The following is a 14,680-nucleotide window of genomic DNA, read 5'->3' on the forward strand; positions in this document are numbered from 1 at the left end:
CACTTCTTTTACGCTTCTATTCAAAGACTATTTACTTTTTATGAGTGCTTTTAGTAATTTTCCGGTCCCTCGAATGAGATGACCGTTCGCACACGCTAATATGGCTTCCATCATGCCTTCTGAAATGACACCTTCAGAAGAAGGCACAAGTGAAAAAAATGGCATCTGTTTAATCGTTGCTACCATCATCCCTTCTTGTTCTGCTTCTGCATTCGAAATTTTCCTCGCTTGCTGATCTGCAAATTTCAGGATGATTTTGCCGATGAATGTTCCCTGTATATCTTCAAGGGTATTGTCCCATGTAAATGGCCGCTGCGAGACATTTTGATCCTTTGGAATCGATTGACCGTACAAGGCTTCGAAATAGTCATCTGAAACTCTAAGCGTTCTATTTTCTAGGTACATTCTTGAATCATGAAACAGTTCACCTTCCAAAGAGGTGTTTTCTTCAAGAACAGGTTTTGAAGTATCGTCTTCTTTAAGATAGAAGATCTCTCTTAATGCTTCCTGATGATGTATCATTAGGTGATAGACACCTTCCGAGCATTTCCAGCTCGACGTTGAAACATCATAGTAGTTGAGATGATCACAACGGATCGAGCCCTCGATTGTCTGAGATTCACCTGGCAATAGTTCAATTTTAATAAAATCTCGCAGTTCTCTTTTAGGCATCATCACCCCCTTGCTCATGTGCGCAGTATAGAGCAAGATAGTTTCCTTTCCCATAATATTCCCTATATTTTTGACATCAAATGAATAGTCAATACTTCCCTGTGAAGATAGCATTTTTTGTTTGATTTTAAAATGATCATATTGGAATTGTGTATACGATAACCCATGTCCAAATGAAAAAAGTACAGGTATATTGGCAGTGTCGTAATATCGATAGCCTACAAAAATGCTTTCACGATATTCGACAGTGGATTTTCCACCAGGGTAATAATGATAACACGGCGTATCTTCTACTGTTAATGGCCATGTTTCCGCTAACCTTCCAGATGGATTTGCCTCTCCTAAAAGCAGCCTTTTTACAGCTTGACCTATCCCTTCACCACCCAAATAAGTGAGTAAAACAGAAGGTACTTGATCAATCCAAGGGAGCTGCATAGGCGAGCCTCCCATCAGTATCACGACGATACGATTTGAAACTCGAACAAGCGCTTCCATCAGTTGATTTTGTTCTTTAGGTAAATTCAAATCCTTCCGGTCAAATCCTTCAGATTCATATCCTTCAGGAAGTCCTAAAAAGACATAAACGCGATCTTTGTCTTTTGCCACAAGACAGGCTTTCTGAATATGGTTTATGACATCATTTTCATCCGTCTTTTTAAGTGAGTACCCTTCTGCATATTCAACATCTGCACAAGCAGTTACAAGACTCTGATAAGGCGTATCAATCTGAAATGGATGAATCTTAGAACTACCTGCCCCTTGATACCTTGGCGTTTTAGCAAGCGCCCCAATGATGGCAATCTTTTGATCTGCATGACCTGGCAGCAGTTGTGAATGATTTTTCAATAAAACGGCGGATTCAACAAGCGCTTGAATTGCCAATTCATGGTTTTTAATTTTAAGTTCTTGTTTTGCCTGATTTTTATTTATAGGTTCTGCATTCAAATCTTGATTTGTTTTCAATTTATCCGCTTTTAAGGATAATTTCATGAGCTGTTTAACAGCACGGTCTAAAGATTTCATCGATAATTCACCCGATTGAATCGCTTTTGCTATCCGTGCGTTGTGAAACCCACGGTTGCCAGGCATCTCTAAATCTAAACCTGCTTCCAATCCCATCACGCGATTATGAACTGCTCCCCAATCCGAAATAACTGCACCTTCAAATCCCCATTCGTCACGTAATATCTCGGTTAAGAGTTTATTGTTTTCACTACAATAAGCACCATTTAGACGATTATATGCGCACATAATCGTATCAGGTCGCCCTTTTTTAACTGCAATTTCAAACGACTTCAGATAAGTTTCTCTCAATGCACGTTCATCGATAATCGCATTAATCGTCATGCGTTTTTCTTCTTGGTTATTAACCGCGAAGTGTTTCACACAGGCCATAGTTCCAGTGCTCTGAACACCTTGTATCATACTAGCACCGAGCTCCCCAGACACCAATGGATCTTCACTATAATATTCAAAATTTCTTCCACAAAGCGGACTGCGCTTCTGATTGACGCCAGGCCCTAATATAATCGCGACGTTTTCGTCGATACATTCTTCTCCAATTGCCTTTCCAACTTCAAAAAGGAGACTTTTATCAAAACTACATGCTAAAGCACTCGCAGTTGGAAAGCATACTGCTGGCTCGCTTTCACCTATACCAAGATTATCCATAGCCCCAATTTGCTTTCTAAGTCCATGAGGTCCATCGGAGACCATAAACGAATGAATTCCCAGTCGATTGACATCGTTGGTATTCCAACAATCCTTCCCAGAACATAAGGCAATTTTTTCATCTAGTGTCATTTGTTTTATTAGCGCTTCTAAATGTTCATCTATTTTTGCCATCATAAAAATTTATTCTCCTCATCCGCTAAACTTATTTACGAAACTGATCTTCTCCTAGTTATTTACGGCTCATATCCGTTGAGTGCTTCGAAGATGAAGCCTTCTTGAGTTGATGAACGCATATAATAGAAAGCAGCAAAAAAAATGCAGGCAGACATCCCATAAGGACGCGAATTCCGACGATCGCACTTTGTGATTGGGCGAGCAACTCACCACTTTTACTTTCTACATATCCAATCCAACCTAAAGATGCTGTTGTCAGTCCAACAAGCACTGCTGAACTCATTTTGTATATCAACATCGTGACACCGTAGATCACACCTTCACGTCGTACGCCATTGACTTCTTCGTCTACTTCTACAACATCTGGTAAAATGGAAAAAATCAAGATTTGAGATGCTGAAATCCCAACTCCTATTAGAACTGTCACAATTCCAGTCAATAAAAGTTGCTCAGATGGAATAAAAATACAGGATATCAAAGGTACCATAAAATAGATTGCAGAAACGATGTATGTTTTTTCTTTTCCAATTTTATCGCTGATTTTAACCCACATCGGCGTAAAAATCACAGCGGACACAAGAGGAATTGCCATAAAAACATAGCTTAAATCTTCAGAAATAAGAAGCGCATACTTCATAAAATAGATATAAAGCGCCATAATAATATCAAATCCGACCATGTTGAATATAAATAACCCAAGTACCCATCTATACGCTTTCAGTTTCGCTAGACTTTTAAATTGATTCCAAAGCCCTTTTTGAGTGTTCACACGTGAAACATTCGTACTTCCTACACGTTCACGGGTTCCCATAAAAGAAATTAAGATACAAACCATTAAGATACATCCAAGCATTTTTCCCATATAAGGGTAGCTTTCAAGATAATGAGAGCGCCCTGGGAAAAGCGTGTCCACTATGAGCATGACGCCCATGGCAGATAATAAAGATCCTACAAAGGAAAACGCCATTTTATAACCCGAAATACTGGTTCTTTCATGATAATCCTGAGAAAGATCTGGCAATAATGCATTGTATGGAATTGCTACCACTGAATATAAGGTATTAAATATAATACCTGCAACTGCATAATAAATGACAAGCTCAGTTTTGTTCTCAAAAGGAATCATCCACAATAATGCAAATGAAATGCCTAAAGGGATTGCACCAAATAGCAAGTAAGGACGCCTTCTTCCCCATTTGGAACGTGTCCGATCGGAAATAATTCCAACAAACAAATCCGAAAAGGCATTCCATAAGCGAATAATCATAAATATAGCGCCTGCCCAAAGTGGTGAAATTCCAGCGACATCAGTTAAAAAGAATAAAAAATAGAAACCGACTGCACCATACGCGATATTATTTCCCATATCGCCGACTCCATAGGCCACTTTTTCCCGTATCTTCAATTTTTTTTGAGTTTCCAAGTAATCCCCCTCAGTACTTTATTTAACTGAATTTTCATCCAATTCAACTTCATTTTAGCGAATAAAGGGCCAATGAAATATCACAATTTCCTTTTATTTGTCATATTTTCGCGATTTGGTACTTGTAAAAAACAGTGAAAATTGATACGGTAAAGAAAATGTCATAAGGAAGTGCCCATGGAAAAACAACTATCCATTCTCGAACAAGAAATGTTATCCACGCTCTATGAAATGAATCGTATTCCCATTTGGATTTTCTCAACTGTAACGAATACCATTTCTACCTATTACTATAGCTACACAGCTTATCAAGAACAACTTTGTGCACATATTTCAGCACTCATTCACAATGAACAACAATTACATCCAGTAAAATCATTTAACATTGTTTCTTTTCTTAACGAAGTCTATGCTTATTTTGTGAGCACTGATTTAAGTATCATCGTATGCGGACCTATACGATTACAAGAGGAAGCACAACCTAAGGATTATTCATTTTCGCATGCACTCAATACTTCGCAGGTAAACGAACTCGTGCAAACAATTCCAGTTATGAGCATTCATACTTTTTGTACAGCAGTGAGACTGATCATGTTAACCATCAATAAACAAGCATTATCGATTGAAGCAGTTGAATCTATGCATATTACCCGCTTAACAGATACTCTAGAACAACTCATCACCAGTGAATTATTTGATAATATGGAAGTCATTCGCTCGCACACGCCTTACTCTCAAGAAGTCATCGTACTCGAATGCATACGAGATGGCGATCTAGATCGCCTGATTGCTACTTATCGTGCACTTCCAAAGACGCAGTATGGTTTGATGTCCAAAAATCCCATTAAACAAGGACTCTATGGAAGCATCGCCAATATTACACTCATCACAAGGTACGCTATAGAAGGTGGTCTAGAAGAAGAAACCGCTTATACACTAAGCGATGTCTATATCAAAAAAATCGAACAATGCCAATATCTCTATGAAATTGAACTCTTAAACGAGAAAATGGCAATTGATTTTACAACACGCGTTCATCAGTCTAAAGCCAATAAGCGCAATCTGTATTCAGCAATTATTTCTAGCTGTTTTGACTATATTCAAAGACATCTTCACGAAAAAATCACATTAAACGACATGGCCAACTATGTACATTTAACACCAAAATATCTTTCATGGCTTTTTAAACAAGAAACTCAAAAAAACATCATACAAGTGATTGAATCTTCTAAAATTGAGGAAGCCAAACGCTTACTTCTTTATACTGATTACTCGACAAGTTTTATCAGCGATGCCCTTGCATTTAATTCACAGAGTTACTTTACAGCAGTGTTTAAAAAAAACGTGCAGTTGACTCCAAATCGATATCGACTCATGCATAAAAAACCTCATCTTCGTTAAGTGTTTTGATTATTTTAAGTTAAACCCAAGAGGATTCTAAGAAAATTCTAATGATTAACGCATCCATTTTCACTACACTAAAAGTAAATCATACCGTTTAACTTCAAGGAGGCAATATGTTAAAGAAAAAGATATCCTATCTCATTATGATCCTAATCGTTACAAGTATGCTCTATGGTTGCCAACAAAGTGAATCGAAAACAATCTCTTATCAAATCAATCCAACCACTTCGCAGCCATCTGACGAACCCTCTTCTGGTTCTGAGACTATCAACGGGATTACTTATAACACACTCTACTCACCTAAAGGGAAACTCAGCATTGTCAGAAAACCCAGTGCACCTGATTTTAGCTATTTTCACAGTGACCCTATAACTGATTTATCTATACTAGAAAAAGCACCTGTCACAAATGAAGTGGATTTACGATCAGCAGACCTTCGTAAGCTTGATTTGACCTCGCAATTTGATACATTAAAATATGCAACCTTTGATTCGAAAACACAATGGCCAGAATTATTGCCTAAAGAATTTGATATTGATAAAATTATTGAATATGGAAAAGATCCTGGATTACATATCAAAGAACTTCACGATAAAGGTATTACAGGAAAAGGTGTCGGTATTGCCATTATTGACCAAGCACTCTTAGTCGATCATGTAGAATACAAAGATCAGTTAAAACTCTATGAGGAAATTTTTTGTCAAGATGAGGATGCGACGATGCACGGTGCTGCAGTTTCATCAATTGCAGTTGGTAAAAATGTAGGAGTTGCTCCTGATGCGAACCTTTATTACATAGCAAACACGTGCGGGACTTACAAGAAAAACAAAGAATTTGAATTTGATTACAATCAAACCGCTAAATGCATTGACCGAATTATTGAAATTAACACGCTGCTGCCTGAAAACGAGAAAATTAGAGCCATTTCCATATCATTGGGTTTTATTTCAACTGAAAAAGGATATCAAGAATACGTCGCAGCTGTAAATCGAGCACTTGATGCTAATATTTTGACAATTTCTGTTACAAGTGATTTTTTTAATGGAGATGATTTCTTGGGTGCAGGACGCGATTTATTACATGACTCTAATGACGAAAATTCTTATGGTCCTGCTCTATTTTATGGAAATATCAATGAGTTCGGTTCCAATCTCTATGTACCAATTGACAGTAGATGTGTCGCCTCACCTACTGGTATAAACGACTATACCTTTTATGCTGACGGTGGCATGAGCTGGGGAGTCCCATACGTAGCTGGACTATATGCACTCGCCTGTCAAGTCTACCCAGACATCACTCCCGCTGAATTTTGGAAAGAACTTCACGCAACGAGAACACTGCTTCATATGGATACAAACATAGGCAAAAAGCCTTTTAAATTAATTAATCCCGTTGGATTTATTGAAAAACTTGAATCCATCTCCAAATAAAAAAAGGTCATTACTAGGTGAGCGAAGCTTAAAATAACACGCTCTCACCTTGTAATGGCCTTTTAAATTGAAAAAACACTGCTTTATTTTTTTCTCAAATCTTGTACAAATTGTACTTTTAATCCATCTGGATCTGTCGCATAGAAAAACTTCATCATTGGATTAGGCGAAATGATAGTATAAAACTGAACCGAAGTCTCCATATTTTTTATGTGTAATGTCGTCCATAAGTATGGCATAATATCCTCCAAATCATGATGATAGATAGTCTTGTTCATCGCTATCTTTAGTATTATTTTATATGAAACCCTAAAAAAAACAAACATTATCTTATTTAGTATTAGTACTTATTAATAGATTTGTGCAACGTTTGCATAACTTTTTTATAGCATTTCAACAAAATTCATATATCCATAATAAAACCTAAAAAAATCCTGCTTGTTGAATGCAAATCTTGGTATAATAAATCTGTGTGAATATGGAATAGTGGGAGTTCACACAAACTGTAAATTCTTTTTTGAGTTTACAAAATTACAATTGGGAGGAAAGCAATGAAAAAGAAACTGTCGTTATTATTAACGCTGCTTCTCGTGGTAGTTTCTATACCATTCGGAGCATTTGCTGATGATCAAAGTTCAATTGACATCACAATTCTTGGAACAAGTGATTTACATGGCCGTATTTATCCTTATGAATACGCAACAGGTACAGATGATATAGATGCTGGTTTAGCAAAAGTATCAACTGTTGTAAAAGACTTAAGAGCAAAAAATCCAAATTCAATCTTATTTGACTGTGGTGATACACTTCAAGATAATAGTTCTGAATTATTTAACGGATTAGCTGTACATCCTATGATTCAAGCTATGAATCAAATTGGATATGATGCTTGGATTTTAGGAAATCACGAATTTAACTTTGGTTTAGATTTCTTAAATAAGAACATCGCTGCTTTTAAAGGAACTGTCCTTTCAGCAAACATCTACAAAGCTGATAAAACTCGTTATGTTGCTCCTTACAAAATCTTTGATATCAAAGGTGTTCGAGTTGCAGTTGTAGGTATTACACCTCCAAGTATCCCAGTTTGGGAAGCAAGTACACCAGATCATTTTGCTGGATTAACTTTTACTAACGTTGTTGACGAAACAACTAAAGTATTAAAAGAGCTCGAAGGCAAATATGACGTTCTTGTTGGTGCATACCACATCGGACCACAAGGTGAATACGATTACCAAGGTATCGAAGAAGTTGCTAAAAATTTCCCACAATTTGATGTAATTTATGGTGGTCATGCTCACAGCCAATATACAAACGAAATCAATGGTGTAAAACTTATTGAGCCAGGTAAATACGGTTGGGCAATTGGTAAAACTGACATTAAACTTGAAAAAGTTGATGGCAAATGGACCGTAAAAACAGTTGCAGTTGAAAACGTGAAAACAGATAAAGCTGAAGCTGATAAAACAATCATAGATTCATTTAAATTTGTACACGACCAATCATTAGAAGAAGCAAACAAAGTTGTTGGAAAAATAACTGCTGATTTTATTGCAAGCCCTGACTACTACACAGGCGCAGCAAAAGTGACAACACTTCCAACTTCACAAGTTAAAGACACGCCAGTTATCGATTTAATCAACGAAGTTCAAGCATATTATGCAAAAGCAGATATTAGTAGTGCTGCACTTTTCAAATTTGATTCAAATCTTTTAAAAGGCGACTTTAAAAAGAAAGATGTTGCATTCATCTATATGTATGACAATACTTTGATGGGCGTTAACATCACTGGTGAAAACCTTCTCAAATACATGGAATGGTCTGCAAACTACTATAACACATTTAAAGAAGGCGATTTAACAGTAAGCTTTAACCCTGAAGTAAGAGGCTACAACTATGATATGTTCAGTGGCGTAAACTACAGCATCGATATTTCTAAACCATCAGGTTCAAGAATTGTAAATGCTACCATCAACGGCAAACCAGTTGATTTAAAGAAAACATATAAATTAGCTGTAAATAACTACCGTTTTGGTACCCTTCTTACATTGAAACTTGTAACATTGGAAGACAAATACTATGATTCTTACAGCGCTTTAGGCGATAAAGGTCGAGTAAGAGATTTAATTATTTCTTATACTCAAGATGTGAAAAAAGGTAACTTAACTCCAACGTTAGATAACAACTGGAAACTTATTGGTACTAATTTTGAAACATCTCCTTATGCTGCTCAAGTAAAAGAGCTTCTTAAAAATGGTACAGTGACTTTACCAACATCTGAAGATGGTAGAACACTTAATGTAAAATCGTTGACATTAGCTGAATTAACAGCTGCTGGTCACATCAAACCAATCGAAGCTACTAAACCAGTTGAACCAGCTAAACCAGTTGAGCCTGCTAAACCAGTAGTGCCAGCTAAACCAGTAGAAACTGCAAAGACTAAATCTTACACAGTAGTAACTGGTGATGTTCTTTGGAAAATTGCTCAAAAATTCAATACAACTTGGCAAGAACTCCAAAAATTAAACAAATTAACAAATCCTAACTTAATTCTTCCAGGTCAAGTGTTAGTGGTTCCTGCTAACTAATCCTTGAGATTTAATAAAGGACTATAAGAACATGTAAAGCCGAAAACAGTTGATCTATTCAAGCTGTTTTCGGCTTTTCTTTTTGTCGTAATTTGGTCTATTCATTTCATTTAAAAAATGACATCTAGAATTTTGATCTCTGGTATGGGTTTTGAAAAATAATAACCTTGAATCAAATCACATTGAGCCAATTTCAGCGCAAGATACTGATCTTCATCCTCTACTCCTTCTGCAACTACTGTCAATCCTATCTGATGCGACAACTGAATCAATTGCGAGACAATTGCATTTGATTTTATATTTGTTGTCATCTGATCAATATACGACTTATCAATTTTTAACGTGTCAAAAGGTATTTTACTTAAGTAGTTCAGCGAGGAATAGCGTGTTCCAAAATCATCTAAAGAAAGCCTAAAACCAAGTTCCTTAATCGCATCTACAAATAAAAAGCTCTGATCAGTATTCAAAAGTAAAGTGTGTTCTGTTATTTCAAATTCAATTTTACTTGGTTCAATCTGATAAGTCTCGATGAGCTGTTTCAAAAAATAAATGGTATCATCATTTTCAATCGTTCGAGTGGATAAATTGATAGAAACCACGATTTGAGTGTCTTTTAAGTGATTCTGAATAAACTTAAACGTATTTTCAATGACCCACCGATCAATTTTTAAGATTTGTCCGGTATTTTCAGCAACTTCAATCACTTCACCGGTTGAAAAAAGCTGCTTATTTGATGTTAATCTGAGTAATGTTTCCATGCAATGAATTTGCTTTGTTATCGTCTGATAAATTGGTTGAAAATAGAGTTCAAACCCATCTGTTTTTAGTGCTTCATAGATGACATTTTCAATCTCAACCATTCTCTCAAATTCCTTTTGAAACTCCGTGCTAAATAGGCTTGCTTTTGATTTTCCGCTCACTTTTGCATGATGTAACGCGATATCAATATTTTTAAAAATATCATCTAACGTTGTGCCATCTTTAGGGAACTGTGCTATCCCGATACTGATAGAAGGATGATACTCAATATGATCGCATAACCACTTTTCAGTTGCCGTATTAAATAACCAACTGGTGCGTAGCTCAATATCTTGATAGTGGTCACTATCGTCTAAGATCATCATTTCATCTCCGCACCAACGATACAACTTACAGTTCGAATCATTCTGAGAAAGTGATTTACTTAACGAACGAATAAATTTATCTCCATACTGATGTCCATATATTTCATTGATACTTCTAAAATTATCAATATCCAAGTAGTAAAGTGTAAAAGGCGTATCGGATGCAATTCTTTGACGCACGTCGCGCTCAAAAATAAAACGGTTATTTAACCCAGTTAATTGATCTTTATAGGCTAATTCCTGTATCCTTTGTTCGCTCTTCTTTTTATCTGTGATATCGATACCAAACGATGCTGCCATCTGTTCTTTTGTAACTGGATTCATGATAAGAGAATCATTCCAGAGCATATCTAGCATTTTACCAGTCTTTGTTTTTAATCTATTTTCAAAATTTTTTGTACTGGTTTGCTTCTCAAGTGAATCTCTCACATGATAATAAATATCCGAGTCTTCTTCTGTTAAAATGAGCTGATGCCATTTTTTCCCAAGCACTTCAGATTCTTTGTATCCAGTCACTTTCAAAAAGTGCTCATTGACCTCATAGATAGAACCATCTAAATGCCAAATCATAATGGCGGTGTTGCTATTGTTAATCATTGTGTGTATAAAATCTTTGTGAGCACTTAGATTATCTAATGCGATATTGAGATGTTGAATCTTATCTTTTAATTGCTTTTGAGTCGCATAAAGTTCTTTAGAGTAATTTAGGAGCGTATCGTTCTTGTCATACAGTTCACTTGATAATTTGAAAATCTTATGATAATCATAGCGGATTAGAAAATACAAGAGCACCGTCGTTAAAATCACATAAAAAATGCCTTTATAAGACTGAATTAGTATATAAAACTCATGATCATTTACGAGCAAATCTAATACAGTATCCGAAAATAGTATCCATAACACGCCAAATATAAAGTAGACGAGAATGGTCTTCCATGGGATATTTTTATATTTCAAACGGTCTAAATTCAAGTTAATTGATTCCTCAAGAATATTGCTAATCTTGGATCTCGTTTCTTTTGAATTCGTATTAACATCTGAATTCATATCAGAATTCACATTTGCATTCGCATCAGAATTCGCATTCGCATTTGAATCTGAATTGGTTTTGTAATCACTCATTGTACCCTCGATTATATATGTCATCGTGACACTCTATTTACGAAATCAATACCCGCTTTACGCCTCTTTAAATCAAATGGATTTTGATAAATAATTTCTTTCCAACTCGGATAATATCTCCCTCGCATAACTGATGATCATCATCAAGTTGCGTTATTTTTACTCCGTTTATCTGCACGCCGCCTTGCTTCATCAGTCTCACGAATTCACTTCGACTCTTCATCATTTCCATTTTTACTAAAGTGGAAACGAGTGGATGCACGGTTGCATCCGCTTCATGAAGCTCAATGATCGGACAATCTGTAGGCATTCCTTTTTCAGTAAATGCAATTTTAAAGAATTCTATTGCTTTCTGCGTATCGGATTCGCTATGAAAAAGCCTTGTGATTGAAGTTGCAAGTTCAAACTTAATATCTCGTGGATTTTCACCATCTTCCATTCTTTTTTGAAGTTTTTCTATCTCTTCTGGATGAACATCTGTGACGAGCTCAAAAAATTTAATGATCATTGAATCTGGTATTTCCATGACTTTTTTAAACATAACATTTGCAGGTTCGTTAATTCCAATGTAATTACCAAGACTTTTACTCATTTTTTCGACACCATCTGTGCCTTCGAGAATCGGCATAAACATCGCCACTTGCTGATCTTGTTCATACGACTTCTGAAGGGTTCTCCCCATAAGGATGTTAAATGTTTGATCGGTCCCTCCGAGTTCGACATCCGCATTTAAAAAAACAGAATCATAAGCTTGCATCAAAGGATAAAAAAACTCATGTAATCCAATAGGAAGGTTGTTCGTATAACGTTTTTGAAAATCATCTCTTTCAAGCATTCTTGCTACCGTCGTCTTTGATGCGAGTTTAATGACATCTTCAAACTGAAGTTTAGATAGCCATTCACTATTAAAACGCACTTCTGTTTTATCTACATCCATAATTTTAAAGATTTGCTCACAGTAAGTTGCAGCATTTGCCTTCACTTGTTCATCTGTCAATGGCACTCTTCCCTTTGACTTTCCAGTTGGATCTCCAATTTTACCCGTGAAATCGCCAATGACGATTACTGCTTTATGGCCAAAATCCTGAAATTGTTTAATTTTACGTAGTACCACTGTATGACCGAGATGAATATCAGGAGCAGATGGATCAAGTCCGAGTTTAATAATTAAAGGCCTATTTTCTTGTATGGATTTCTCAAGTTTTAAAAGAAGCGTCTCTTCATCAACGCATTGATGTACGCCTTTCAAAATCATTTTCATTTGTTCTTTTGCAGTTTTCATATACTTTCCATCCTTTCAAATTTAATGTGCATCTATATGCGTGATTTACAAAAATAAAACTCCCGCCCTTTTGTCTCCAAAAGGACGAGAGTCATCTCGCGTTACCACCTTCATTTTTAAACAGCTCACACTGTTTAACTCATTAAGTACAGCCGAAGCGATACCCTGCACCGTTAACGGTGTGCATCCGATGTAGCCTACTAAAAGTTCGGTACATAGCTCAAAGACGTATTCATTCATTCTATCCATGCGCCTCTCATCATCCAGCAGCTTTCTGTTTGGCATCGAATCAATTACTTGTTCTCATCATTGCGTTTAAAAATTCATATTTAAATTATTCTTATTCTAATCAACATTCCAACGGCTGTCAACCGTAAAAATATCACAATATCGTTACAATCTCACATACGATCTAAATCCTCTCGAACTATAATAAGAGGATGCCCCATTATGATACATAAATACCTGACCATATCGATAATCGCAAAATACAGCGCCACCTTTTTTTCGAACCGATTCAGGCGTCTTAATCCAGCTGGATGTTTTTTCGTCAAACACTTCAATCATCTGAAGTTGACGATACCATGCTTCATCTAAAACTTCAACACCCATCATCTCTGCCATATGAATGACACTATCAATTGGTTTATTCTCTTTGCGCGCATCAAGCGCAGCTGTATCATAACAGAGATTCCGGCGTCCTAATGGAGATTCTTTTGAACAATCACATATGATGTATAGGTCCTTTACTTCGTCATATCCAATCACATCTGGCTCTCCACCTGTATTTTCCATCTGTAAAATGGAATACGCGCAATTTGGTTTTTGACTTAATCGTTCTTCAAATTGCTCCCAGCTGACCCGTTCATGACGATGCCTATTTTGAACAAACCGTTCTCTCAAAATATGAACTAATGCCTTGTATTCCGCTTCATTTAACGAGTGCTGTTTCTCCATAATGCCCTCCTAATAATGAGTCCTCATCATGAGAATGTTTACCCGAAAAGCATGAATTCAACCAGATCATATTAGATTCTACGCATTAAAATCCTTGATCCTCGAGCCAAGCCATCAATATTTTGTTCCGGTCTACATCTGATGGTTGAAAATGCATTTGAGCTTTTATATTACCATCCATAATAAATAAAATACGATTGGCATGTGCAGCTACTTTAACATCATGTGTGACTAAAACCAGTGTTTTTCCTTCAGAGTTTAACGACCTTAGAATGTCCATGACTTCCACAGTTGCGCGACTGTTTAATGCACCAGTCGGTTCATCTGCAAAAATGATATCGGGTTCATTGACGAGTGCTCTACAAATAGCTGCACGTTGTAATTGTCCGCCTGATACTTTTCGAATATCATGATCCGCGATTTCCCAAATCCCCGTCTTCTTCATTAATTTTTCAACGGTTTCATTTACTTCGTGTCTTGTCTTGAGATTTGCCTTAAGTCCTGGTAGCGCAATATTATCTTGAATGCTGAGATTTTTTAATAGATGCGATTGCTGAAATATAAATCCCATATTTTTTAATCGCACTTGGCTCAACTCTTGATCTTTCATATTGGCTATGTTCATATCATTTAAAAGGACTTCTCCCATATCGACATGATCCATCCCACTCATGCAATAGAGTAACGTCGATTTACCTGAACCAGAAGGTCCCATAATCGCAACAAACTCCCCTTCTTCAATTTTAAAGCTTATATTCTCTAGAACGCTGACATCGTCAAATCGTTTGCTTAATTGTTTCACATCTAATAGTGTTCTCATATGTTCCACCTTT

Annotated in this window: 10 protein-coding genes and 1 other annotated feature; of the genes, 3 read left to right on the plus strand and 7 right to left on the minus strand. The window is 36.4% G+C overall.

Going from position 1 to position 14,680, the window contains the following annotated elements; translation table 11 throughout:
- Positions 1-27: 27 nt before the first annotated feature.
- Positions 28-2,520: a glycoside hydrolase family 3 C-terminal domain-containing protein gene (locus ACZ41W_RS04370; protein ID WP_464313664.1), complete on the minus strand. Its 2,493-nt coding sequence runs from the start codon at positions 2,518-2,520 to the stop codon at positions 28-30.
- Positions 2,521-2,575: 55 nt separating this feature from the next.
- Positions 2,576-3,943, minus strand: coding sequence for an MFS transporter (locus ACZ41W_RS04375; protein WP_464313665.1), 1,368 nt, complete (start codon positions 3,941-3,943; stop codon positions 2,576-2,578).
- 177 nt (positions 3,944-4,120) lie between these two features.
- Between ACZ41W_RS04375 and ACZ41W_RS04380 the strand changes: the two genes are divergently transcribed.
- Together ACZ41W_RS04380 and ACZ41W_RS04385 are read left to right on the plus strand one after the other, a co-directional pair.
- A complete protein-coding gene (locus tag ACZ41W_RS04380; protein WP_464313666.1) occupies positions 4,121-5,344 on the plus strand; it encodes a helix-turn-helix domain-containing protein in 1,224 nt (407 codons plus the stop codon).
- 116 nt (positions 5,345-5,460) lie between these two features.
- A complete protein-coding gene (locus ACZ41W_RS04385; RefSeq protein ID WP_464313667.1) occupies positions 5,461-6,777 on the plus strand; it encodes a S8 family serine peptidase in 1,317 nt (438 codons plus the stop codon).
- An 83-nt stretch (positions 6,778-6,860) separates the two neighbouring features.
- Here ACZ41W_RS04385 and ACZ41W_RS04390 read toward each other — a convergent pair whose 3' ends face one another.
- Positions 6,861-7,016, minus strand: a complete 156-nt coding sequence (locus ACZ41W_RS04390; RefSeq protein ID WP_464313668.1) for a hypothetical protein — start codon at positions 7,014-7,016, stop codon at positions 6,861-6,863.
- A 312-nt stretch (positions 7,017-7,328) separates the two neighbouring features.
- Here ACZ41W_RS04390 and ACZ41W_RS04395 point away from each other — a divergent pair, with 312 nt between their 5' ends.
- On the plus strand, positions 7,329-9,362 hold the full coding sequence (locus ACZ41W_RS04395; protein ID WP_464313669.1) for a 5'-nucleotidase C-terminal domain-containing protein: 2,034 nt from the start codon (positions 7,329-7,331) through the stop codon (positions 9,360-9,362).
- 110 nt (positions 9,363-9,472) lie between these two features.
- On the opposite strand, the gene ACZ41W_RS04400 is transcribed toward ACZ41W_RS04395, so the two are convergent.
- The 4 genes from ACZ41W_RS04400 to ACZ41W_RS04415 form a co-directional block, all read right to left on the minus strand.
- Complete coding sequence (locus tag ACZ41W_RS04400; RefSeq protein ID WP_464313670.1) at positions 9,473-11,608, minus strand: putative bifunctional diguanylate cyclase/phosphodiesterase; 2,136 nt, start codon at positions 11,606-11,608, stop codon at positions 9,473-9,475.
- A gap of 67 nt (positions 11,609-11,675) precedes the next feature.
- On the minus strand, positions 11,676-12,890 hold the full coding sequence (gene tyrS, locus ACZ41W_RS04405; protein ID WP_464313671.1) for a tyrosine--tRNA ligase: 1,215 nt from the start codon (positions 12,888-12,890) through the stop codon (positions 11,676-11,678).
- A 77-nt stretch (positions 12,891-12,967) separates the two neighbouring features.
- Positions 12,968-13,209: a binding site (T-box leader), on the minus strand.
- Positions 13,210-13,283: 74 nt separating this feature from the next.
- Positions 13,284-13,847, minus strand: a complete 564-nt coding sequence (locus ACZ41W_RS04410; RefSeq protein WP_464313672.1) for a DUF4256 domain-containing protein — start codon at positions 13,845-13,847, stop codon at positions 13,284-13,286.
- Between the two features lie 85 nt (positions 13,848-13,932).
- Positions 13,933-14,667: an ABC transporter ATP-binding protein gene (locus ACZ41W_RS04415; RefSeq protein WP_464313673.1), complete on the minus strand. Its 735-nt coding sequence runs from the start codon at positions 14,665-14,667 to the stop codon at positions 13,933-13,935.
- Positions 14,668-14,680 lie beyond the last annotated feature (13 nt).

This window comes from Fusibacter fontis, assembly GCF_055378735.1.